This window comes from Micromonospora sp. PTRAS2, from assembly GCF_054052245.1.
This window is the reverse complement of the sequence record NZ_JBSWBU010000022.1, coordinates 1-22,246: the sequence shown is the minus strand read 5'-3', so window position 1 is coordinate 22,246 and position 22,246 is coordinate 1. Positions and strand designations below refer to the sequence as shown.

20 protein-coding genes and 2 pseudogenes are annotated in these 22,246 nt (G+C 75.9%); 8 read left to right on the top strand and 14 right to left on the bottom strand.

All coding sequences use genetic code 11. The features are described 5' to 3' along the window. Positions 1-224 precede the first annotated feature (224 nt). From ACVMYR_RS31875 to ACVMYR_RS31865, 3 genes and pseudogenes are all read left to right on the top strand, one after another. Positions 225-914: pseudogene (locus tag ACVMYR_RS31875) on the top strand (DUF2267 domain-containing protein); the annotation flags it as partial. 85 nt (positions 915-999) lie between these two features. Continuing rightward, positions 1,000-1,791: a spermidine synthase gene (locus ACVMYR_RS31870; RefSeq protein ID WP_363633389.1), complete on the top strand. Its 792-nt coding sequence runs from the start codon at positions 1,000-1,002 to the stop codon at positions 1,789-1,791. A gap of 130 nt (positions 1,792-1,921) precedes the next feature. Then, the gene (locus tag ACVMYR_RS31865; protein ID WP_396788506.1) at positions 1,922-2,956 is read left to right on the top strand and encodes an AI-2E family transporter; all 1,035 of its coding nucleotides are present in this window, start codon (positions 1,922-1,924) and stop codon (positions 2,954-2,956) included. A 36-nt stretch (positions 2,957-2,992) separates the two neighbouring features. On the opposite strand, the gene ACVMYR_RS31860 is transcribed toward ACVMYR_RS31865, so the two are convergent. Next, complete coding sequence (locus tag ACVMYR_RS31860) at positions 2,993-4,294, bottom strand: NAD(P)/FAD-dependent oxidoreductase (protein ID WP_077939886.1); 1,302 nt, start codon at positions 4,292-4,294, stop codon at positions 2,993-2,995. A gap of 187 nt (positions 4,295-4,481) precedes the next feature. Between ACVMYR_RS31860 and ACVMYR_RS31855 the strand changes: the two genes are divergently transcribed. Next, positions 4,482-5,885 (top strand): choice-of-anchor A family protein, encoded by a 1,404-nt coding sequence (locus tag ACVMYR_RS31855; RefSeq protein WP_431895020.1) that lies wholly within the window; start codon positions 4,482-4,484, stop codon positions 5,883-5,885. 95 nt (positions 5,886-5,980) lie between these two features. On the opposite strand, the gene ACVMYR_RS31850 is transcribed toward ACVMYR_RS31855, so the two are convergent. Further along, positions 5,981-7,645, bottom strand: coding sequence for an L-lactate permease (locus ACVMYR_RS31850; RefSeq protein WP_431895018.1), 1,665 nt, complete (start codon positions 7,643-7,645; stop codon positions 5,981-5,983). Positions 7,646-7,807: 162 nt separating this feature from the next. On the opposite strand from ACVMYR_RS31850, the gene ACVMYR_RS31845 reads away from it, so the two are divergent. After that, positions 7,808-9,130 (top strand): FAD-dependent oxidoreductase, encoded by a 1,323-nt coding sequence (locus tag ACVMYR_RS31845; RefSeq protein WP_431895016.1) that lies wholly within the window; start codon positions 7,808-7,810, stop codon positions 9,128-9,130. Between the two features lie 19 nt (positions 9,131-9,149). On the opposite strand, the gene ACVMYR_RS31840 is transcribed toward ACVMYR_RS31845, so the two are convergent. The 7 genes from ACVMYR_RS31840 to ACVMYR_RS31810 form a co-directional block, all read right to left on the bottom strand. Beyond that, on the bottom strand, positions 9,150-10,349 hold the full coding sequence (locus ACVMYR_RS31840; RefSeq protein WP_431895015.1) for an alpha/beta hydrolase-fold protein: 1,200 nt from the start codon (positions 10,347-10,349) through the stop codon (positions 9,150-9,152). A 269-nt stretch (positions 10,350-10,618) separates the two neighbouring features. Next, positions 10,619-11,884 (bottom strand): hypothetical protein, encoded by a 1,266-nt coding sequence (locus ACVMYR_RS31835; protein WP_457123566.1) that lies wholly within the window; start codon positions 11,882-11,884, stop codon positions 10,619-10,621. Beyond that, positions 11,881-13,038: a ThiF family adenylyltransferase gene (locus ACVMYR_RS31830; protein ID WP_457123565.1), complete on the bottom strand. Its 1,158-nt coding sequence runs from the start codon at positions 13,036-13,038 to the stop codon at positions 11,881-11,883. The genes ACVMYR_RS31835 and ACVMYR_RS31830 overlap by 4 nt, the downstream gene beginning before the upstream one ends. Before the next feature lie 137 nt (positions 13,039-13,175). Next, a complete protein-coding gene (locus tag ACVMYR_RS31825; RefSeq protein WP_043968643.1) occupies positions 13,176-13,448 on the bottom strand; it encodes a DUF6510 family protein in 273 nt (90 codons plus the stop codon). Between the two features lie 18 nt (positions 13,449-13,466). Next, complete coding sequence (locus tag ACVMYR_RS31820) at positions 13,467-14,213, bottom strand: ferredoxin reductase (RefSeq protein ID WP_457123564.1); 747 nt, start codon at positions 14,211-14,213, stop codon at positions 13,467-13,469. Further along, positions 14,210-14,800, bottom strand: coding sequence for a sulfite oxidase-like oxidoreductase (locus ACVMYR_RS31815; RefSeq protein WP_457123563.1), 591 nt, complete (start codon positions 14,798-14,800; stop codon positions 14,210-14,212). Before ACVMYR_RS31815 ends, ACVMYR_RS31820 begins: the two co-directional genes overlap by 4 nt. 76 nt (positions 14,801-14,876) lie before the next feature. Further along, the gene (locus tag ACVMYR_RS31810; RefSeq protein WP_457123562.1) at positions 14,877-15,896 is read right to left on the bottom strand and encodes a TerC/Alx family metal homeostasis membrane protein; all 1,020 of its coding nucleotides are present in this window, start codon (positions 15,894-15,896) and stop codon (positions 14,877-14,879) included. Between the two features lie 259 nt (positions 15,897-16,155). On the opposite strand from ACVMYR_RS31810, the gene ACVMYR_RS31805 reads away from it, so the two are divergent. Continuing rightward, on the top strand, positions 16,156-17,355 hold the full coding sequence (locus ACVMYR_RS31805) for a CaiB/BaiF CoA transferase family protein (protein ID WP_457123561.1): 1,200 nt from the start codon (positions 16,156-16,158) through the stop codon (positions 17,353-17,355). A gap of 69 nt (positions 17,356-17,424) precedes the next feature. On the opposite strand, the gene ACVMYR_RS31800 is transcribed toward ACVMYR_RS31805, so the two are convergent. Next, the gene (locus tag ACVMYR_RS31800; protein ID WP_043968634.1) at positions 17,425-17,838 is read right to left on the bottom strand and encodes a DUF2267 domain-containing protein; all 414 of its coding nucleotides are present in this window, start codon (positions 17,836-17,838) and stop codon (positions 17,425-17,427) included. A gap of 186 nt (positions 17,839-18,024) precedes the next feature. Between ACVMYR_RS31800 and ACVMYR_RS31795 the strand changes: the two genes are divergently transcribed. Further along, positions 18,025-18,294, top strand: coding sequence for a DUF2795 domain-containing protein (locus ACVMYR_RS31795; protein ID WP_043968632.1), 270 nt, complete (start codon positions 18,025-18,027; stop codon positions 18,292-18,294). 38 nt (positions 18,295-18,332) lie between these two features. After that, entirely contained in the window at positions 18,333-18,980 is a 648-nt protein-coding gene (locus ACVMYR_RS31790) for a DUF1345 domain-containing protein (RefSeq protein ID WP_431895007.1), read from the top strand. 219 nt (positions 18,981-19,199) lie between these two features. Here the strand turns inward: ACVMYR_RS31790 and ACVMYR_RS31785 are convergent, their stop codons facing one another. The 4 genes and pseudogenes from ACVMYR_RS31785 to ACVMYR_RS31770 all read right to left on the bottom strand — a co-directional run. Beyond that, complete coding sequence (locus tag ACVMYR_RS31785; RefSeq protein ID WP_431895005.1) at positions 19,200-19,862, bottom strand: hypothetical protein; 663 nt, start codon at positions 19,860-19,862, stop codon at positions 19,200-19,202. Between the two features lie 63 nt (positions 19,863-19,925). Beyond that, a complete protein-coding gene (locus ACVMYR_RS31780; RefSeq protein WP_363633400.1) occupies positions 19,926-20,897 on the bottom strand; it encodes a pirin family protein in 972 nt (323 codons plus the stop codon). A gap of 15 nt (positions 20,898-20,912) precedes the next feature. Beyond that, positions 20,913-21,767 carry a hypothetical protein gene (locus ACVMYR_RS31775; protein WP_457123560.1) on the bottom strand — a complete coding sequence of 285 codons (855 nt, stop codon included), beginning with the start codon at positions 21,765-21,767 and terminating at the stop codon, positions 20,913-20,915. A 262-nt stretch (positions 21,768-22,029) separates the two neighbouring features. Continuing rightward, a pseudogene (locus ACVMYR_RS31770) lies at positions 22,030-22,246 on the bottom strand (hypothetical protein); the annotation flags it as partial.

Genomic DNA, 22,246 nt, shown 5'->3' with positions numbered 1-22,246 from the left:
GCGGGTGGGTGAGCGGCGGGACACGGAGCCTACGGCCGGCGAAAGCCGACAGCCCGGCCGCTCGTGGGGTGGCACCGCGTCGGGTGCCCTCACCCGGGCCGGGTGAGCGACACCCGGGGGTGCGTGGCGGGGCTCCCGGGCCGTTTCGGGCCCGACCGCGCCGGGAACGCGACCGCCGAGACAGGAGACGGAGACAGCGGACCGGAGAAGGAGCGAGGTGTGTCATGCGCAAGCAGATGGAGGGGGACAACCAGCGCCGCCGGGCACTCGCACGTCAGGCCCGGGAGCGCGGCCGCCAGGCCAGCGAGACCGGTGCGAGCCTGAGCGCCTCCAAGCAGCTCACCCACCTGGACCAGAGCAAGCGGGCCGGGCCGCCGCCGGCCGGGCGGCACAAGCCGGACAGCACCCGGGGTGGTCCCGCCCCGCCGCCCGCCACCCGGCCCCGCCCCGAGCGTGGCTCCGCCGCGACGCCCCGGTCCCAGCGTGGCCCCGGCGCGACGCCCCGGTCCGAGCGTGGCCCCGGCGCGACGCCGGCGGCGGCCGGGATCGGCTACCGGGAACTGGTCGACGACGTGGGCCGACGGGCCGGTGTCGACTTCGACACGGCGAAGGTCGCGGCCGAGGCGACGGTGCTCGCCCTGGCCTGGGCGCTGGACCAGGGGGCGCGGGAGCGGCTGCTCCAGGCGGTGCCCGTGAAGCTGCACGACGTGGTGCCCGTCGACGGCATCGAACGCCACCGGGACCTGCCGGGCTTCGTCGGCGAGGTGGCCCGGATCAGCGGGCGTACCCCGGAACAGGCCCGGCGGCAGGCGGAGGCGACGCTCGCCGCGCTGGCCGACCACGACGGCGACCTCGTCGCCGCGCTGCACGTACCGGACGGGCTGCGCGATCTGCTCGGCCCGGCGGCCGGCGGTTGAGCGCGCGGGCCGGCGGGCCCCCGCGCCCGCCGGCCCGGCCGGCGGCTTCGGTGCCGGTGCGCCCGCCGGCTACGGTGCCGGGATGCACTCCGCCGCCGAGGGACCGGAACTCGTGGCCGACCCGGCCCGCCGCACCGGGCGCACCCTGCTCGCCGGGGGCGTCGCCCAGTCCTACGTCGACGTCGCCGACCCCCGCCACCTGCACTTCGAGTACGTCCGCCGGATGGCCGCCGTGGTCGATCTCGCCGCGCCGCCCGGCGCGCCGGTCGCCGCGCTGCACCTCGGCGGGGGCGCGCTGACCCTGCCCCGTTACGTCGGGGCGACACGGCCCGGCTCAGCACAGCTCGTGGTGGAGCGCGATCCGGCCGTCGTCGACCTGGTCCGCCGGGAACTTCCCGCGCCACCGCCGGGGGTACGCGTCGACGTCGCCGACGCGCGCGCGGCGGTGCAGGCGGCCCCGGCGCAGGCGTACGACCTGGTCCTCGCCGACGTCTACCGGGCCGCCCGGATGCCGGGGCACGTGGCGACCGTCGAGTTCGCCGCCGAGGTGGCCCGGGTGCTGCGCCCCGACGGGATCCTCCTGGTCAACGTCACCGACCTGCCGCCGCTGGTGTTCACCCGCGCCCGGGTGGCCACCCTGCGGGCCGAGTTCGCCGACGTCTGCCTGCTCGCCGACCGGCGGATGCTGCGCGGGCGGCGCTACGGCAACCTGGTGCTCGCCGCGGCGCGCCGGCCGGGCCGGCTGCCGGTGGGCCGGCTGGCGACGCGGGCGGCCCGCGACCCGGTGCCGGGGCAGGTGCTGCACGGCGCGGCCCTCGACGAGTTCGTCGGCGGGGCACGCCCGGGCACCGATGCGGCCCTCGGCGTCGGCTGACGCGGTAGAGGAGCGCCCGCGGGCGGCTGCGGTGGCGGGGCCCGCCCGGACGGGTGACCGCGGCACCGGGCGGGCCGGCCGGGGCGTCGCGCCGGGGTTTCCGCCGCGCCCGCCCGGGTAGCCGCGCCGGATGAGGAACGCCGCGGACCAGGTGACCGCCCGGCGGGCGGCCATCGTCATCGGCCTGGTGCTGGCGACCCTGGTCGTGTTGGCCCTGGCTTGGGCCACCCGGCGGGTGCTGACCTGGACGGTCGTCGCCGTCTTCTTCGCCGTCGCGCTGAAGCCGCCCGTCGACGCCCTGCAACGACGCCTCGTGCGGCGCCGCGCGGTGGCCACGCTGCTGGTCTTCCTAGCCGCGTTCGGCCTGCTCGCCGCGCTGGCGGCGGGGATCGTCCTGCCCCTGCTGGACGAGCTGGGCCGCGCGGCCGACCGGGCCCCGGAGGTGCTGCGGGAGACCCGGGCCGGTCGGGGGCCGTTCGGCGAGGCCCTCGAACGGCTGCGGCTGCGGCAGTACGTGGTCGGGCACTCGGCGCAGGTGCAGCAGTACGGCAGCCGGCTGCGCGATCCGACGGTGGGGCTGGTCCGCAGTGTGCTGGAGACCCTCGCCGGGCTGGTCACCGTGGTCGTGCTGGCGTACCTGATGGTGCTGGAGGCCCCGAAGATCATCTCGGCGGGGCTGGGGCGGCTCGGCCAGGGGCCGGCGCGGCGGGCGCGGCGGGTCGGTCAGGGCGTCTCCCGGGTGGTGACCGGCTACCTGAGCGGGAACCTGCTGATCAGCGTCATCTGCGGCGCGCTGACGTTCCTGGTGCTGGTCCTGACCGGGGTGCCGTTCGCCGGGGTGATCGCGCTGCTGGTGGCGATCGCCGACCTGGTGCCGCTGGTCGGGGCGACCATCGGCGCCATCCTCGCCGGCGGCGCCGGTTTCCTGCACTCCCCCACCGCCGGCATCGTGGTGCTCGTCTTCTTCGTGGTCTACCAGCAGGTGGAGAACCACCTGCTGCAACCCCTGATCATGTCCCGGGCGGTCCGGCTGAACCCGCTCACGGTCCTGGTCAGCGTGCTGTTCGCGGCGGAGCTGGCCGGGCTGGTCGGCGCGCTGCTGGCCATCCCCGTCGTCGGCGTGGGGCAGGTGCTGCTGCGCGAGTTCGCCCCGCGCCGGGGTTAGGCGGGCGCGGGGCGAACTCGCGCGGGCGGGAGCGCGTCAGCGGGGGTAGGCCGGGACCTCCGGCGACGAACTCTCCAGCGGCACCGCGTTGGCCGGCACCAGGCCGAGCTGCATCGCCGGGCGGGGCAGGGCGGCGTCGAGCAGCCAGTCCGCCCCGACGCGGGCCCGGTTGCCGGGCATCGCCAGCAGGTGGTAGCCCCGGGTGACGGCCTTGGCCGGCAGGCCGGCCAGCGAGACCTTCAGCGGGTTCGCCGCCGCATCCTTGCCGCCGAGGTCGACCACCCAGCCCAGGTCGTGGTGCTTGTACGGGCGGCGCCGACCCTGTCCGTAGGAGGCGGCGATGTTGTGCGCCACGAGCTTGCCCTGCCGCTGGGCATGCTGGGCGGTCATCGTGCAGATCTTGCCGGGTCGGGTCAGGTCGGGCACCGCCGCCGCGTCCCCGCAGGCGTACACCTCGGGGAAGCCCGGCACGGTGAGGTACTCGTCCACGACGAGGCGGCCCTTCTCGGTGCGCAGGCCGAGCTCGGCGACGAACGGGTCGGGGCGCACGCCGACGCACCAGATGAGGCTGCACGTGGGCACGTACTCGCCGTCGGTGAGCATCACCCCGTCGGGGGTGGCCTCCGCCACGGAGGTGCCCATCCGCACGTCGACGCCGCGCCGCCGCAGCACCCGGTCGGCGGTGCGGGACATCCGCTCGTCCAGCTCCGGCAGCACCCGGGGGGCCACGTCGAGCAGCATCCAGCGGGGGCGGACGTCGAGGTGCGGGCGCTGGGCGACCAGGCGGTCGGTGAACAGCTGCCCGTGGGCGGCGACCTCCGTGCCGGTGTAGCCGGCGCCGACGACCACGAAGGTGGTGCGGGCCCGCTGCTCGGCCGGGTCGTCGGTCAGCTCCGCCAGCTCGACCTGGCGTACCACGTGGTCGTGCAGGTAGAGCGCCTCGGGCAGGCCGCGGAACCCGTGGGCGTACTCGGTCACGCCGGGGATGGGCAGCAGCTTGTTGACGCTGCCGACGGCGAGCACCAGCCGGTCGTAGGCGAGCCGGCCGCCGTCGCCCTCCGGCATCCGGTAGCCGACCCAACGGTTCTGCAGGTCGACCCGGTCGGCCTCGCCGACGACCACCCGCACGCCGTCGAGGGTGCCGCTGAGCGGCACGCTGAGCCGCCCGGGTTCGACCACGCCGGCGGCCACCTCGGGCAGCAGCGGCAGGTAGAGGAAGTAGTCGGTCGAGTTCAGCAGCACGATCTCGGCCCTGTTGCGGGCGGTCCGGCTCAACGTCTTCGCCGCGTGGTAACCGGCGAACCCGGCCCCCACGATCACCACACGAGGTTTCGTCATGACGGGTGCCGTTCCCGCCCTCGCCGGGGACAAACGTGGCAGAGCGTACGGGCTCGCCCGTCGCGGTCGGCCGGCCGCGACCCGCCGGAACGGGCTTCACCCGTTCGAGGGGTACGCGAATCGGCACAGATACGACGTAAACCCCCATTCGTTACCAACGCGTGACCTTGACGCGGATTGGTGCGAGATGACTGTGCTGCGGAACCACCGTGCCCGACTGGCGTTGCTCCCCGTGGTGGGGCTCGCCGCGTTCCTGGCCCTGGCTCTGGCGGTGACCCGCTCCGGCGCGGCCGAGCCACGTGTGGCCGTCAACCCGGTCGACCCGGCGCTGGGCTTCCTGGTGATGACCGAGGGGGACGCCCGCCTGATCGGGGCCGAGAACGAGGGCACCGTCGCCGTCGGCGGCAACCTGAGCTTCGGCAACTACCAGATCGCCCTCACCACCGCCGGGAACTTCGTCGTCGACGGCGACGCCGAGCCCACCGCCCTGGTCGTCGGGGGCCGGGTCGACTTCGCCGCCAGCGTGCCCGGCACCCGGCTCCAGGTCCTCAACAGCGGCTACGTCAAGATCGGCGACCTCACCGGCACCGTGGTGCGGGACACCGACAACAACGGGGCGGCGGTGAACACCCGGGTGCTGCCCAGCGACGACTACGACGCGTCCCCCCGCATCGAGCTGGTCACCCGCCAGCCGGTGGCCAGCGTCGGACCGGCCTCCCCGATCGACTTCGCCGCCGCGTTCGCCAGCTTCCGCCAGACGTCGACCGATCTCGCCGAGTGTCCGCAGAACGTCGTGCTGCGGACCCCGAACGGCGACCCGCTGCCCCGCCCGGTCCCACCGGGCAGCAACGCGGTGGTCACCCTCACCCCGGGCGTGACCAACGTGCTGGACATCAGCGCGACGGACCTGGCGAACATCGCGGTCCTCACCTTCGCCACCCCGCCCACCGCCGACACGCCGCTGCTGGTCAACGTGGACACCACCGACGTGGCCGACCAGTTCACCTGGCAGGTGCCGAACTTCGCCGGCGTGGGCGGCGCGCAGGCCCCCTACATCCTGTTCAACTTCCCCACCGCCACGGCGATCACCCTCACCGACGCCAGCGCGACCCTGGAGGGCACGATCTACGCCCCGAACGCGGACGTCGACGCCCTCACCAACAGCAACATCGAGGGCAGCGTGATCACCCGGAGCCTGGTCCACGACGGCGGCGAGATCCACGACCGCCCGTTCTCGACGACCCTCGACTGCCCGCAGCCCACCGGGAGCCCGACGGCCACCCCGACGGGCAGCCCCACGGCCACCCCCACCCAGACGCCGACGGTCGGCCCCACGGGCAGCCCGACCCAGCCGACCCCGGACCCGACCCAGCCGACGCAGACCCCCACGGCCGGCCCCACCCAGCCCACGCCGGAGCCGACCGCGCCCACGCCGACGTACTCCCCGGGACCGCACCCGACGCGGACGAAGCATCCGCTGCCGGTCACCGGGTCGTCGAGCCTGCCACTGTTCGGTGCGGGCGCCGCCGCGGTGGGCGTCGGCCTGGCCCTGCTGCTGATCGCCGCCGACCGGCGTCGCGTCCGCCGCTGACCGCTGCCGAGACCGGCCCGGGGCGCGGCAACGCCCCGGGCCGGCCGCCGAGAGCAACCTCGACGGGGTACGCCGCCGCAGGCGGCCGGGCCGGGCTAGGGCACCATCCAGGACAGCACCGGCGTGGCCTGCAGTCCCACCAGCAGACACATCAGGGCGAGCAGCAGCACGCTCCAGCCGAACATCCGCCGGAACAGGTCGCCCTCCCGGCCGCTGAGCCCGACGGCCGCGGCGGCGATGGTGAGGTTCTGCAGGCTGATCATCTTGCCCAGCGTGCCGCCGGAGGCGTTGGCGGCGGCGAGCAGGACCGGGTCGAGGCCGGCCCGCTGCGCCGCCGCGACCTGCAGCGCGCCGAACAGCGAGTTCGACGACGTGTCCGAGCCGGTCAGGGCGACCCCGAGCCAGCCGAGGACGGGCGCCAAGACGGCGAACAGGGTGCCCGCGCCAGCCATCCAGACGCCGAGGGTGGCGATCTGCCCGGACGCGTTCATCGTGAACGACAGCGCCAACAGCCCGACCACCGTCAGCACGGCCCACCGCAGCTCGTACAGGGTGCGCCCGTACAGCCGCCCGGCCTCGCGGGGGGACACCCGCAGCAGCGCCATCGTGACCAGGCCGGCCACCAGCAGCAGCGAGCCCGGCGCGGCGAGCCAGGCGAAGCGGAAGGTCGACAGGGGCGACGGGGTGCCGGCGGCGGTGAGCACGTGCAGGCCGGGCCAGGAGACCGCGAGCGTGCCGGCGTCCAGCAGGCGCTTGACGGCCGGCACCTGGGAGACGGCGAAGACGGCCACGATGGTCACGTACGGCGCGTACGCCAGCCACGCCCGGCCCGGCGGCGGCGTGACGCCCTGCGGCGACCCGGCGGGCCCCGGTCCGCCCGCCGGCGGCGCGGTGGACGCCGACGACGCGGCGGGCTCCGGCGGGCCGTCGCCGGCCGGTACGGGCACCGGCCGGCGCGCCCGGCGGGTGACGAGCAGCAGCACGCCCGCCCCCGCGAAGGCGGCCGCGATGTCGGCGAGCGCCGCCGTCAGGAAGTTCGCGGTGGCGAACTGGGCCAGCGCGAACGCGACCCCGCAGGCCAGCGCCGGACGCCACAGCTCCCGCACGCCCCGGCGGCCGTCGACGACGACGAGCAGCACGAGCGGGACGACGACCGCCACCACGGGGACCTGCCGGCCGGCCATCATGCCCAGCTCCGTGGCGGGCAGCCCGGTCACCCCGGCCAGGGTGGTGATCGGCAGCCCGAGCGGGCCGAACGCGGCCGGCACCGTGTTGGCGACCAGCGCCACGGTGGCCGCCCGGACCGGGGTGAACCCGAGGGCCAGCAGCATGACCGTGGTGACGGCCACCGGCGTGCCCTGACCGGCCAGCGCCTCCAGCAGCGACCCGAAGCAGAACGCGATCACCATGGCCTGCACGCGCCGGTCGTCGCTGATCCGGGCGAAGCCGCGCCGCAGCGTGTCGAAGTGTCCCGTGTGCACGGTCATCCGGTAGATCCAGATCGCCGTGCCGAACGTCCACACGAGAGGAAATAGTGCGAACGTCGCGCCCTGGCCGGCGGCCAGCAGCGTCTGCGCCAGCGGCATCCGCCACAGCGCCCAGGCCAGCACGACCGCCACGGCCAGCGCGCCGAACGCCGCCACCCAGGCCCGCGCGCGCACGACTCCGAGCAGGAGAAAGAGGGTGAGCAGGGGCAGCGCGGCGCAGGCGGCGCTCAGCGCGAGCGACCCGGCCACCGGTTGCAGGGGCTGCTGATACATCGAGACCACCTCGGGTGCGACGCCCCCCGGTCCCGGCGGCGTGGAGTAGGGCTCATCCCACCCAAGACCCCCGCGCGACGCTTCTTCGAGGTTGCCCTGCCGCCGGGCCGGTTGCGCAACCTCGGAGAGGACACCCCGCCCCGGGCCGCCTACCGTCGCAGCATGAGCCGAGCGGGCAACGCCGTGGTGCTGGGCGCCAGCATGGCCGGGCTGATCGCCGCCCGGGTGCTCAGCGAGGCGTACGACAGCGTCACGCTCGTCGACCGCGACGCGCTGCCCGACACGGTCGCGCACCGGCGCGGGGTGCCCCAGTCGCGGCAGCTGCACGTGCTGCTGGCCCGGGGCCGGGCGGCGCTCGACGAGCTGTTCGACGGCCTCAGCGACGAGCTGCACGCGGCCGGCGCGCCCCTGGTCGACCTCAACGGGCAGGTGCACTGGTACAACGACGGCTACCTGATGCGCCGGTCCGCGTCCGACCTGGTCGGGGTGGGCGTGAGCCGTCCCCTGCTGGAGCGCACGGTGCGGGCCCGGGTGGAGAGGCTGGCCAACGTCCGCTTCTGCCCGCCCGCGGAGGCGACCGCCCTGTGCGGCTCCGACGACCGTCGCCGGGTCACCGGGGTCCTGCTGACGCCGCGCGGCGGGGCGGCGTACCGGCTCGACGCCGACCTGGTGGTCGACGCCTGCGGCCGGGCGTCGCGCAGCCCCACCTGGCTGGCGGCGCTCGGCTACCCGGCCCCGGCCGAGCAGCGGGTCGCCGTCGACGTCACCTACGTCACCCGCACCTACGAGCGGGACCCCCGCCACCTCGACGGCCTGCTCGGCGCGTTGACCAACGCCGTACCGGGACGCCCGCGCACCGGGATCGTCGCCGCGCAGGAGGACGGCCGCTTCGCGGTGGCGCTGAGCGGCGTGCTCGGCGAGCAGCCGCCCCTGGACGACGAGGGCTACGCCCGGTTCGCCGAGTCGCTCGGCCAGCCGCTGATCAGCCAGGTGGTGCGCGAGGCCACGCCGGTGGGCGGGCCGGCGCTGATGCGCTACCCGGCGAGCGTGCGGCGGCGCTACGAGCGGCTGCGCCGCTTCCCCGACGGGTACCTGGTGTTCGGCGACGCGCTGTGCAGCTTCAACCCCGTCTACGGTCAGGGCATGACGGTCGCGGCCGGCGAGGGGCTGCTGCTGCGGCGGCTGCTGGCCGGCGACCGGCGTCGGTTGTGGCGGCGGTTCTTCCGCGGCGCCGGCCGGCTGATCGACGGGCCGTGGTCCATCGCGGTCGGCACGGACCTGCGGTTCCCCGAGGTGGCCGGGCCCCGCACGCCGCGGGTCCGGCTCGTCAACGCGTACGTGCACCGGCTGCACGCGGCGGCGCGCACCGACGCGGTCCTGGGCACCGCGTTCCTGCGGGTGCTCAACCTCGTCGACCCGCCGCACCGGCTGCTGCGCCCGGCGATCGTGGCCCGGGTGCTGCGGGGCGGCGCCCGGGGCGGGTGAGCGTCGGGGCGGGTGAGCGTCAGGGCCCGCCGAGGACGGCGAGCAGCCCCTCGGCGAAGGTGCGCCGCCAGTTGACGTAGTCGTGCCCGCCCCGGTACTCGGCGTAGGTCACCTGGTGGCCGCGCGCGACCAGCAGGTCCCGGAACCGGCGGTTGACGGAGAGCTGGTCGACCTGCCCGGGCCGGGGCCAGGTGTTCTCCCGGTCCCCCACGTCCAGGTAGAACCGCACGGGCGCGGCGGGCCAGCCGGCGTACGCGCGGGTCAGCCACTCCCGCTCGCCGGGCTGCCCCGACGCCGGCCACCAGAAGCTGCCGGACTGGGCGATCACCGCGCCGAACGCCCCGGGGGCGGCCAGCGCCACGTACGCGGCGGCGAGCCCGCCCAGCGACGAGCCCGCGATGACCCGCCGGGCGGGGTCGTCGGTGACCGCCCAGCGCCGGCGGGCCCAGGGCAGCAGCTCCCGGGTGACGAACGCACGCAGCGCGGCCGACGGGCGCAGCTCGGCCATCCGGCGCGCCCCGCTGGGAGCCGAGACGAACAGCGCCAGGGTCGGCGGGATCCGCCCGGCGGCGATGAGGTTGTCCAGCGTCGCGGGCACCCGCAGCAGCGCCCGGGACAGGTAGCCGTCGAAGACCACCAGCAGGGGCAGTGGCCCGGCGGCCGGGACCGCCGGGCGGTAGACCGCGACGCGTCGCCGGCCGCCCCACGCGGCGGTGCGCACGCCCGTGCTCAGCACGGTGCCCCGGGGCACGCCGGGGTGGTGCCGGATCCAGGGCTCGTCGGGGGCCTTCGGCAGCTCCAGCAGGGACGCCCACAGCTCCCGGTCGTTGGGGTCGGCGGGGTCGGCGGGCAACCGGAACGGGTGGTGGTTGAGCACGTCGAGGTGGGTGGGGCCCCGGCCGGTGGCGTCGGTCGGCAGCTCCGGCGAGCCGTGCCGCAGGAAGTAGATGGTGCGCAGGTCGACCGGCAGCCGCTGGGAGCCGTGCCACAGGTCGGTGCCCGGGACGCGGCGCAGCGTCAGGTCGATGCCCCAGCCGGTGGTGGTCTGGGCCGCCTCGCCCCGCCACAGGAAGGTCACCAGGGCGCTGTCGCCGTCGACCCGCTCGATCAGGGGCGTGCCCCGGGCGGCGACCTCCCGCCAGAAGTCGGCGAGCACCTGCGCGCCGCCGGCGCGCAGGTCGTGCAGCAGGCGGGCGATGCGGGGGCTGGTCTCGGGCACGGCTGGTCCCTGTCTGTCTGGTCGATCGGGTCGGAGGGGCGGGTGGTGGATCGGGGTGGTGGGGCGGTGGATCAGGGTGCTGGGGGCCGACGCCCGGGGCGGGGCGGGCGCGGCGGCGGGGCGGCCGACGGCAGCCGTCGCCGCCACGCCGCCGACACCGGCACGCCGAGGGCGCGCCGGCGGGGCCCCGGCTCAGTTGCCGCTGGGGTTGCTCGCACTGGTCGTCTCCACCTTGTCCAGCTTCCGAATGACGATCTGCTCCACGTCTCTCACCTCCCTCCCGTCGACTCGTGACCGGCCATCCCCGCCACCGCCTGCGGCCCGGCCCGGCGGGCGCGGCGACGGGCGTGCAGCCGCCGCCCGTGCCGCCGCCACCACGCCCAGCCCCACACCGCCCAGGAGCCGCCGAACACGGCGGCGGTGACGGCGGCGTCGAACCGGTCGACCGGGTCGCCGCCCGGGCGCAGGCCGCCGGCGGCGTCGACGAGCAGCGCGAGGGTGAACGGCACGGTGACGGTGGCGGCCACGGCGAGGCAGGCGGCGGTGCCGACGACCAGCAGCAGCGCGTACCAGCGGACGGCCCGGCGTTCCCGGGCGGGCAGCGCCAGGCTCGGGTCGGCGCCGGGCCGGCGGGTCGCCCGCCGCAGCCACCACCGGGCGTACGCGGCGCCGTCGGCGTAGAGGTTGCGCGCGCCCGCCACGTCCTGCAGGACGAAGTAGACGTCGGTGCGCATGAAGACGAGGAACTGCACCGGCAGCGGCAGCACGGCGAGCAGCAGCACCACGGCGGCGGCCCGGTCGACCGGGGTGCCCGGCGCGGCGGCGGCCCGGACGAGCACGGCCACGGACGCGACGACGACGTTGACCACCATGCCGGCGAGGTAGACGGTGAGCCGGGCCGACCGGGGCGCGGCCCAGATGCCGCTCACGTCGGTCTGGGCGACCAGGAACTGCAGCCGGGTGCCCAGCCCCAGCCGGCCCGGCACCCCGTGGGCCCGCGCGGTCAGCAGGTGCGCCAGCTCGTGCAGCAGGACGATCGACCAGGCGACGGCCGCGTTGCCGGCCAGCACGAGGCTGGCGTGCGGGCTCCAGAGCAGGTCGCGGTGGCTCGGCAGGACGCCGGGGGCGAGCAGCGCCGTCACCGCGGCGGCCCCGGTCACCGCCAGCACCGCGACGGCGACGGGGCGGGCGACGAGCCACCGCACGTGCCGCGGGCGCAGCCGGGGCAGGGTCGGCGCGGGCACCGGCGCGCCGGGCACCGGCCGGCCGTCGACGGCGGCGACGAAGCCCAACCCGACCAGGTCGCGGACGAACCCGGCGACGTCGATCTCGCGCCCCCGCTCGGCGCGCAGCCGCCGGTGGGTCTCGTCGACGCTGTGCCCCGCCCCGAGCAGCCGCAGGGCGGCCGCCGCGATCTCCGGCACGGCGACGAAGTCACCGGTGTCGACCCGCCCGACGATCCAGTCGTCACCGTCGGGGCGCAGGCGCAGCTCGTGCAGCAGGACCCGGCAGGAGCCGGCCACCTCGACGCTCACCGGCGCTGCGTCCGGCCGGTGGCGACCACCGTGTCGACCTCCTCGCCGCCGCAGCCGGCCGGGCAGCGCGGGTGCGGCGGGTGGGCGATGAGGAAGTGCTGGTCGGCGGCGACCAGGTTGATCCCCTGGAGCTGGCCGGGGCGCACGGCCGGCACGCCGGTGAGCAGCGCCGACGCCAGGTGGGCGGCGAGGTGGCCGGAGAGCCCGGCGGAGGCGGCGCTGACGGCGCTGCTGCTCTCCCGCTCCACCGTGTACTCGGCGGCCGGGTCGTCGCGGCGGCGCTTGTCGTGCTCGGCCAGCCAGAAGCACTCGTAGCAGGGCCCGAGGCCGGGCAGGTAGGCCGCCGCCGTCACCACCGGGCCGTGGTAGCCGGCGTCGACCCACGGGGTGCCGGTGTCCAGGCAGACCCGGTTGGCCCAGGCCCGGATGGCACCCGGCCGGTCGGCGCAGAGCACCAGCACGTCGCGGTCGGCGGCCAGCCGCCGCAGGTCGGCCGGCCCGCGCACCTCCGCCCGCTCGCCGGTGACCTCGATGTCGGAGTTGAGCTGGCGCAGCCGGGCGACGGCGACGTCCACCTTGGGCCGGCCGATGTCGTCCTCGACGTACACGGTCTGTCGGTTGAGGTTGGACAGCTCGACCACGTCGGGGTCGACGCAGTGCAGCCGCCCCACGCCGCTGGCGGCGAGGGCGAGCGCGACGGCCCCGCCGGTGCCGCCCAGCCCGACGACGACCGCCCGGGCCCGCTTCAGGGCCACCTGCGGCTCCCAGGAGGTGGCGCGCGGGACCAGGTCGATCCACCGGTGGAGGCGGCGGCTGCGGTCGTAGCGCTCGCGGTCGCGGTCGGTGAGCTCCGGCGGATCGGGGGCCGCCGCGTCGTCGAGGTAGCCGGCGGCGGCGAACTGGTCCAGCGCGGCGCGCACCGCCCGCGCCGTCTCGGTGGGATGCGCGGCGAGGACCCGGGCGACGATCTCCTCGGCGCTGCGGGTGCCGTCGGCGGCGCGCAGCGTCGTCCAGATCGCGCCGGTGGTGTCGAGCACCTCGGCGGCGATGCCGTAGACCGAGCCGCCGATGCGGACCCGCCCGCCGGGCAGCCGGTGCAGACCGTGCTCGGGTTTCACCTGCGGATACCACCCGGACGTGATGAGTGAAGCCATCGATCCTCGCCCCCGTACGGCAGATCGCTGTCTTGGCGATCAGCCTGGCGGACGGCGGCGACGAATGCAACACCCCGTGTCCGAACGGTTACCCGACGGTAGGCCCGCGCCGTCCGCGGGCCCGGTCCCGGCCGTCGCTAGGCCGGCGGCAGCGGCACCTGGAGGAAGGTGGTGCCGCGCAGGTCGAGCCAGGCCCGGTCGGGCCCGCGCACCAGGCGCAGCATCACCTCCGCGCAGGCCGGGCAGCGGGCCACCAGGCCGGGCGCGTGGGAGTAGACCCGCAGGCCCGCCATCGGACCGGTCGCGCCGCACGACGCGCAGCGCCCGGTGGCCCCGCTGACGTCCACCGCGAAGACCTCCCGCAGCGGGCCGTCGAGCATGTTGCCGTCCAGGTAGGACATGTCGGTCATGGGTCTCCTCGTCGGCGGTCAGCCGGTGGGGCCGAAGCGTTCGGTGCGGACGCGACGCGGCGGGTGGCCCAGCCCCACCAGCAGGTCCGCCACCGTCTCCACGAAGCCGGTCGGGCCGCAGACGTAGCACAGTGGCTCCAGCTCGGCCGGCCAGCCGTGGGTGTTCACGTCGGCCAGCCCGATGCGGTGCGGCTCGCCCCGCCAGCCGTCCGGGGCGGTGCGGGTGTAGACGTACGCCACGTCGAGGCCCTGGTCGTCGCGGGCCCGGCGGCGCAGCTCGTCGGCGTAGATCACGTCGGCCTGCGTGCGCGCGGAGTAGATCAGCCGGAACGGGGCCCGGCTGCCGGCGGCGCGGCGCGCGCGGACCATCGCCATCAGCGGCACCACGCCCGAGCCTCCGGCGACCAGCAGCACCGGCGCGGTCTCGGTCGGCCGCCACACGAACCACCCGCCGACGGGGCCGCGCACCTCCACCGGGTCGCCGGTCGCCCAGGTGTCGATCAGGTACGGCGAGACCTCCCCGTCGGGCACGCGCTGCACGGTCAGCGCGACGCGGTCGCCCTCGGCGGGCCCGGCGAGGGAGTACGACCGGGCGGCCTGGTAGCCGTCGGGGGCGGTGAGCCGGACGTCGACGTGCTGGCCGGGCAGGTGGCCGGGCCAGCCGGGAACGTCGAGCACGAGGGTCTGCGCGGTCGGCGTCTCGGCGCGGCGCTCGACGAGCCGGGCCACCCGCCAGCCCAGCGGGGCCGCCAGCGGGGCGCTCAATCGCCGGCGTAGCGCTGCTCGCGCCACGGGTCGCCGTAGTCGTGGTAGCCGGCGGTCTCCCAGAAGCCGGGGGTGTCGGTGACGCCGAGCCGGATGCCGCGCACCCACTTGGCGGACTTCCACAGGTAGAGGTGGGGCACCAGCAGCCGGGCCGGTCCGCCGTGCTCGGCGGGCAGGTCCCGGCCGTCGTAGCCGTGCACCACCCAGGCGCGTCCGCCGCGCAGGTCGGCCAGCGGCAGGTTCGTGGTGTACCCGCCGTAGGAGTGGACCAGCGCGTACGCCGCGTCGGTGTCGACGCCGTCGAGCAGCACGTCGAGCGAGACGCCCTGCCACGTGGTGCCGAGCTTGGACCAGCGGGTCACGCAGTGGATGTCGACCGTCGGGGTCTCCTGCGGCAGGGCGGTGAACTCGGCCCACGTCCAGCGGTGCTCCGTGCCGGTCTCGGTGGTGACGACGAACTCCCAGGCGTCCGGTCGCACCCTCGGCGTCGGGCCGGCGGAGAGCACCGGGAAGTCCTCGGTGAGGTACTGCCCGGGCGGCAGGGCCGGCCCCGCGGAGCGGCGCCGGCCCTGGAAGCCTGGTGACACGATTCCCACCCGTCAGTCGTACCACCTGTGGGAGCACGGCGGTACCGTTCGCCCGGACCGACGGGCGCGCGCGGGGTCAGTGCCGGTCGGCGACGACCTCCTTGTCGCCCGGCGAGGCGTTGCGGGTGGCCCGGAGGCTGGTGAGCGTGACGACGACCAGCACGCCGATGATCACGCCGAGCGAGGCCAGGGTCGGGATCTCCGGCACGCCGGCCCAGATGCCGTGCGCCCAGTGCAGGCCGAGCTTGACGCCGATGAAGGCGAGGATGATCGCCAGACCGTAGCTGAGGTGCACGAGCCGGCTGAGCGCGGCGTGCAGCACGAAGTAGAGCGCCCGCAGCCCGAGCAGCGCGAAGGCGTTGGTGGCGAAGACCAGGTACGGGTCCTCGGTGATGCCGTAGACGGCCGGCACCGAGTCGACGGCGAAGACCACGTCGGTGGCGAGCACCGCGACCACCACGAGCGCGAGGGGGGTGAGCGCCCGGCGGCCGTTCAGCCGGACGGTCATCTTCGTGCCCTGGTATTCGTCGACGACCGGCATGAACCTGCGCAGCAGCTTCACCGACCGCATCTTGTTGATGTCCACCTCCTGCTCGTGGCCGGAGAGGGCGTCGCGGAGCAGCTTGACGGCGGTGGCGATCAGGATGATGGCGAAGAGCAGGAAGGCGAAGTCCAGGGTCTGCAGCGCCGCCGCCCCGAGGGCGATGAAGACGGCACGCAGCACCAGCGCACCGGCGATGCCGTAGAGCAGCACGCGCTGGGCGAGCACGGCCGGCACGGCGAACGCGGCCAGCAGCAGCATGAAGACGAAGAGGTTGTCGACCGAGAGTGACTTCTCCACCAGGTAACCGGTGAGGTACTCCACGCCCTGCTGGGAGCCGTAGCGCGACCAGATCCACGCGCCGAAGGCCAGCGGGAGGGCGACGTAGAACGCCGACCAGCCGAGCGCCTCCCTGATCGACACCTCGTGCGGACGGCGGGTGACGAGGAAGTCCAGCACGAGCAGCGCGAGCACCCCGGCGATGGTCACCGCCCAGAGGGTGGGGGTGCCGATCGAGGACAGCGCGCCGGCAGCAAGAAGGGACGATTCGGTCATATGGGTCTCCTCGAACACCGTGTCATGTTCGAGGTCTCCTTCACCCACGGTTCCGTGGGCAACCACCCGAGGCGCGCCCGGGGCACGCCGTACTGACCGGAATGGTTCGTGGGAAGTACTCCCCTCGTGCGACCAGGTTAGGCCAGTCCCGGGCGACTCGCCAAGCGGACACCCGCCCGTCACCAGGGGTGATGCCCCGGTAGCTGTGGCGGTCCGTGCGGCCTGTCCCCGGACGCCCGCCCGCGCCTATGGTGTCCGGGTGAGCGAGCGCGCGCACCACCCCGACGCGGACCCGTCGGCCAGCGGCCCGGTCGGCCCCCTCACCGGGGTACGCGTGATCGAACTGGCCGGCATCGGGCCCGGCCCGTTCGCCGCGATGATGCTGGCCGACCTGGGCGCTGACGTGATCCGGGTGGACCGGGCCACCGACGTGGACCCGGCCGCCTTCGGCACCCCGCACCCGGACCTGCTCAACCGGGGCCGACGCTCCATCGCCGTCGACCTCAAGTCGGCCGGGGGCCGGGAGGCGGTGCGCGCCCTGGCCGGCGGCGCGGACGCGCTGATCGAGGGTTTCCGCCCCGGGGTGACCGAACGCCTGGGCCTCGGCCCCGCCGACTGCCTCGCGGCCAACCCCCGCCTGGTGTACGGGCGGATGACCGGGTGGGGGCAGGACGGCCCGCTGGCCCCGTACGCCGGGCACGACATCGACTACCTGGCGCTGACCGGGGCGCTGCACGGCGTCGGCCGGGCCGGGGAGCGCCCGGTGCCGCCGATGAACCTGCTCGGCGACTTCGGCGGCGGCGGGATGATGCTGGCCCTGGGCGTCGTCGCCGCCCTGTACGCCGTCCGCGCCGGGGCGCCGGGCCAGGTCGTCGACGCGGCCATCGTGGACGGCGTGTCGGTGCTCACCACGATGATCCACTCGCTGCGCGGGGTCGGCAGGTGGCAGGACCCGCGCGGGGTGAACCTGCTCGACGGCGGCGCGCCGTTCTACGACACGTACGAGTGCGCCGACGGCCGGCACCTCGCGGTCGGCGCCCTGGAGCCCCGCTTCTACGACGAACTGGTGCGCCGCACCGGGTTCCCGCTGCCCGGCGACGACGCGCCGGAGCGCACCGACCCGGCGAACTGGCCGGCCCTGCGGGCCGCTTGGGCGCGGCTGTTCCGCACCCGCACCCGCGACGAGTGGACGGCCCTGCTCGGCGACTCGGACGCCTGCGTCGCGCCGGTGCTCGACTGGCGGGAGGCCCCGCAGCATCCGCACCTGGCGGCCCGGCGGGTGTTCGTGGAGCACGCCGGTGCGACCCAGCCGGCTCCGGCGCCCCGGTTCTCCGGTACGCCGACGGCCCTGCGCCGGCCGCCCCCGCACCCCGGCGAGCACACCGACGAGGTCCTGGCGGAGGCCGGCTTCGCCGCCGACCGGATCGCCGCCCTGCGCGCCGCCGGCGCGGTCGCCTGAGGTGCAAGGAAGGGCCCCCTGTTAACGCATTCTGTCGTACAGGGGTCCCTTCCTAACCGCGCCGGACGGTCAGGGCCGGCGCGGAACGGCCGCGCCCGGGGCGAGCGCCGGCTCCACCATGTCCCGGTAGTCGCGCGGCATCTGCACCACGATGTCGTCGAACTCCCCGCCGGTCACCGCCTCGCGCAGCGTGGTGAAGACCGCCCGGACGGCCTCCCGGGCGGCCCGCTCGTCGAGCCCGGCCCGCTGGCCCACCCGGGCGACGAACTCGGCCGCGCCGAACCGGTCGGCGGCCTCGGTGTCCGGGCTGGGCCGCAGGACCAGCTGCAGCGGCTTCGGCAGCTGCGCCGCGAGGTCGAGCACCTCGCCGCCGGTCAACCGCTCGGCGAGCGTCTCCAGCGTGGCCCGGGTCAGCTCGACGGCCCGCTCGCCCGGGACCCGCGCCCGCAGGGCAACCTGGTCGACGAAGGTGTCGTAGTTCATGACGGCGCTCCTTCCGCTGCCTCGGGCCGGTCGCGCCCGCAGGAGGGGATCGCGTACCCGCCGGACGGGGGTGGAAACGGCGGCCGGGCGGCGACGATCGCAGGCCCCCGCGCGGGCGTGGGCGGCCGCACGGTGGGTAACCGCCGCCGGTCGGGAAGCCCGATCGCGGCGACGAGGAGCGCACCCATGGCGAGCTACGACGACGTCCTGCAGTACCTGTCCAGCCTCGACTACCCGGCGGACAAGGCCGACGTGGTCCGCGAGGCGGAACGGGAGGGCGCCCCGCCGGACGTGCTGCGCGCCCTGCGGGCCCTGCCCCCCGTGGACTACGCCAACGGCACCGAAGTGGCCCGGTCCGCCGGCATCGAGGCCGCCCCCGAGGCCGGCCCGGCGCGGCGGGCGGCGCAGGCCCGGGAGCCGCACACCCGCGTCTCGCAGCACCTGCGGCGCATCTGACCGCCCGCCGGCGGCGCGGGCGAGTGGGTACGCGGCCGGTGCGGCGCGCGGACGGTCACCCCCCGGCGGCGGCGCAGCTGCTCGTGATGGCGCTGGTCGGGCTGCTGGCCGGCGGCCTGTTCGCGCTCGTCGGCTCGCCGCGGCTCGGCCCGCTCGTCGGCTGGGACGCGGCGGCGCTGAGCTGGCTGGTGCTGGTGTGGCGTACGCTGTGGCCGCTGGACGGCGAGGGCACCGCCCGGCTCGCCGGCCGGGAGGACCCGAGCCGCGCCGTGCGCGACGTGCTGCTGCTGGTCGCCTGCCTGGCCAGCCTGCTGGCGGTGGCGGTCGTGCTGCTGTATGCGCACAGCGCCCCGCCGGGGCCGCGCCGCGACGCGTACGGTGGGCTGGGCGTGGTGAGCGTGCTGCTGTCCTGGCTCGTGGTGCACACCGTCCACACCGCCCGGTACGCGCGGATCTACTACACGGGACCCGACGGCGGGGTGATGTTCCACCAGCGGGAGCGCCCCCGCTACTCGGACTTCGCCTACCTGGCGTTCACCGTGGGGATGACCTTCCAGGTCTCCGACACGAACCTGACCAGCAACGAGATGCGCACCACGGTGCTGCGGCACTCGCTGCTGTCGTACCTGTTCGGGGCGGTCATCATCGCCGCGACGGTGAACCTGGTGGTGGGGCTGGCCGGGTGAGCGGGCCGCCGCGACAGACAGACGGGCGCCCCGGGCCGCGAACCGCGACCCGGGGCGCCACGCAGAACCTGTGCCCCGACGGTGAACGCGGCCCGAACCGGACCGCACCGCCGGGCGGCCACTCCCACCCGATGAGGCCGGGAGTCAACTGCCGAGATCATCCTACCGGCACCATCGTCCGAACGGTCAGTTCTCGGGAAAACTGTGGGCCAGCGCACCTCAGGTGAGCTCGGCGTACCGCTGCTCCAGGTCCACCCGGGCGAGCGCGCCGACCAGCCAGGCGAGCCGCTCCGACTCGCCGCCGCCCGCCAGGACGGCCAGGTCGGCCGCCGACCCGCCCAGCCCCAGCCGGCGGGCCGCCGCCAGCGCCCGCCGGTCCGCCACCGGGGCCACCTCCCGCCACAACGCCTGCGCCTCGCGCAGGAACAACGCCACCGCCTCGCCGTCGACGCCCGGCAACCCGGCCAGCAGCGTCCGCTCGACGGCCGGGTCGTGGTGGGCCGCACCGCGCAGCCGGCGCAGGTCGCCCCGGTAGCGCTCCACGACCGTACGGGCGAGGTCGCCGAGGCCATCGGCGAGCGCGTCGACGTCGCCGCGCAACCCGGCCCCGCGCAACACGCGCACCCGGTCGGCGTGCAACGACCGGGCCAGCCGGGCGGCGCTGTCCCAACCGGAGTCACGCAGCGCCGCCGCGGCGGCCACGGCACACCGGAAGTCACCCCGGCGGGCCAGCAGGACCGACAGGGTGAGCAGCTGGAACAGGCTGGACGGGTTGTTGGTGACCCGGAAGCCGTACTGCTCGGCGAAACCGCGCCCGTCGCCCGCCAGGCGGCGTACCAGGCGCTTCTTGTCCTCGATGCTGAAGATCGCGGTGGTCGGCATGCCCGCGACTACCCGCGACACCGCCGGCCACGCCTGGCGGGCGGCGGCGGGTGGGCGGTCGGCTCAGCGCACGATCTCGCCGTGCCGGGTGCGGGCCAGCAGCCGGGTGGTCGGCAGGGCGGGCGCCGGCAGCGGCGGGGCCGCGTCGTCCGCCACCACCCCGAAGCGGCGGCCCGCCGTCCAGTCCTCGCGCGCCGCGGCGATCTCCTCGTGCGACCGGCCGACGAAGTTCCACCACATCACCAGCGGCTCCTCGAACGGCTCCCCGCCGAGCAGCAGCAGGCGGCTGCCCGGGGCGGCGGCCAGGGTCAGGCTCTCCCGCCCCAGGCCGAGATAGAGCAGCGCGCCCGGCTCCACCGACACGTCACCCACCTCGGCGGCACCGGACATCGCCAGCAGCGCGTACTCGAAGTCGCGGCGCAACGGCAGTCGGGCCGGCGCCGCGCCCCGGGCGGTGAGCTGCGCGCCGAGCAGCGGAGTGTGCACGACGGCCGGGGAACGCTCCCCGCCCAGCTCGCCCACCAGCAGCGTCACGTCGGTGTCCCCGTCGCGCCACACCGGCAGGTCCTCGTGGTGGGCGAAGCCCGGCCCACCGGCCCGCGCCGGGTCCGGCAGGGCCACCCACAACTGCACCCCGTGCATCACCGGCGGATGCTGCGCCGGCGACCGCTCCGAGTGCGCGATGCCGTGGCCGGAGGTCATCACGTTGAGCTGCCCCGGGCGGATCGGCTGCACGTTGCCGAGGCTGTCCCGGTGCACGATCTCACCGTCGAGCAGCCAGGTCACCGTCTGCAGGCCCGTGTGCGGGTGGGGCGGCACCTCCATGCCGGGCCGCTGCGCGACGTCGTCCGGGCCGAAGTGGTCGACGAAGCACCAGGCCCCGACCATCCGCCGCTGACGCTGCGGCAGCAGCCGACGCACCGTCGTGTAGCGGCCGAGCGGCACGTCGTGGCCCGGCAGCAACACGCTGCCCGGGTCGGCGGGCGCCACACCCGGCGGACGGGTCTGCGCCGGCAGAGATTCCGTACGATCCACCGCCCGACTGTACGCTCAGGCCCCCTCGACGGTCACCGTGTTGGCCCCGGCCACCATGTCGACGTACACCCGGTCGGCCCGGCGGTCCCAGTCCGGCGAGCTGATCACCGCGCCGGCCGCCACCCCCTGACGGTGCCGGTCGTAGACGGTGACCGCGCCCGCGCCGGCACCCGAACGGACCCGCGTCGGCAGCGCCCCGGGCACCCGGACCACCAGCTGGTTGATCCCGCCGGTCAGCCGCACCGTCAGCGTGCCGACGACCCGGGGCAGGCGCAGGTCGACGCGGGTGGCCCCGGCGGCCAGTTCCAGCCCGGCGAGCCGACCCCGGGTCAGGTCCAGCACCTGCTCGGTCACCCCGCCGGCCAGCCGCAGCCGCCAGGTCACCCGGGAGTTCAACACGACCGCCGCGACGGCCGGACCGCGCCGCCCGCTCGGCGCCATCCGCAGCCGCATCCGGTCGCCGACGAGCTCCGGCCGGGGATCCACCCCGCCGTCGGCGGGGCTGGCGATCCGGTACAGGTCCTCGCCGAGGTCGTCGATCCGCAGGTCGAACGTGGTCAGCCCGTCGACCAGCTCGAAACTCGCCCGGGTCCGCCCGGCCAGGGGCGCGGTGAGCACCCGGCCGTCCGCCGACGCTCCCCCGCCGCCGGGCTCGGCCGCCAGCGGCACCGTCGACCCGACGTCCGGCCGGCCACCGGAGAACGCCACCCCCAGCCGGTCCGGGTTGGCCAGGGTCACCGCCACCGCACCCGCGCCCAGCGCCAGCACCACGACCGCGGCGGCGACCATGAGGCGTACGCCGCGCGGCCAGGCCGGGGCGGGCGGCTCCGGGACGGGGTCCCCGGTCACCTCGACGACCGGTGCGGGCACCGGAGGAGCGACCCCCGGGCGGCGGTACGCGTCATGCTCCGAACCCGGCATGTGCTCCCCTTTCGCGGTCCCCGCCAGGCAGTACGTACCCGACCCGGGTTCGGATCAGTCCGCCCCTCGGCTTGCAAGGAAGGGCCCCTTGTTAACGCTTTCTGTATAGGAGGGGCCCCTTCCTAACACTCGGCTGCGCGGGGGCGGAGACGCTGCCGGCCGGGCCCCGTGTCAGGGGCCCGGCCGGCGGGTGGCGTGCGTGTGTGTGGTGTCAGCTGTTGTTCCAGTGCTGGGTGACGAGGTCGGCGGCCTGCTGTTCCCACTGCGCGTACGCGTCGGGGTAGGCGGAGACCTGCACCGTCTGGGCGGCGTCGGTCAGGGGCATGTCCTGCCAGCCGTCGACCTGTCGGAGGCCCTTGAGGAACGCGGTCGTCGCGTACTGCGGGTCGGTGATCTGCTCCGGCGAACCCCAGCCGCTGGAGGGGCGC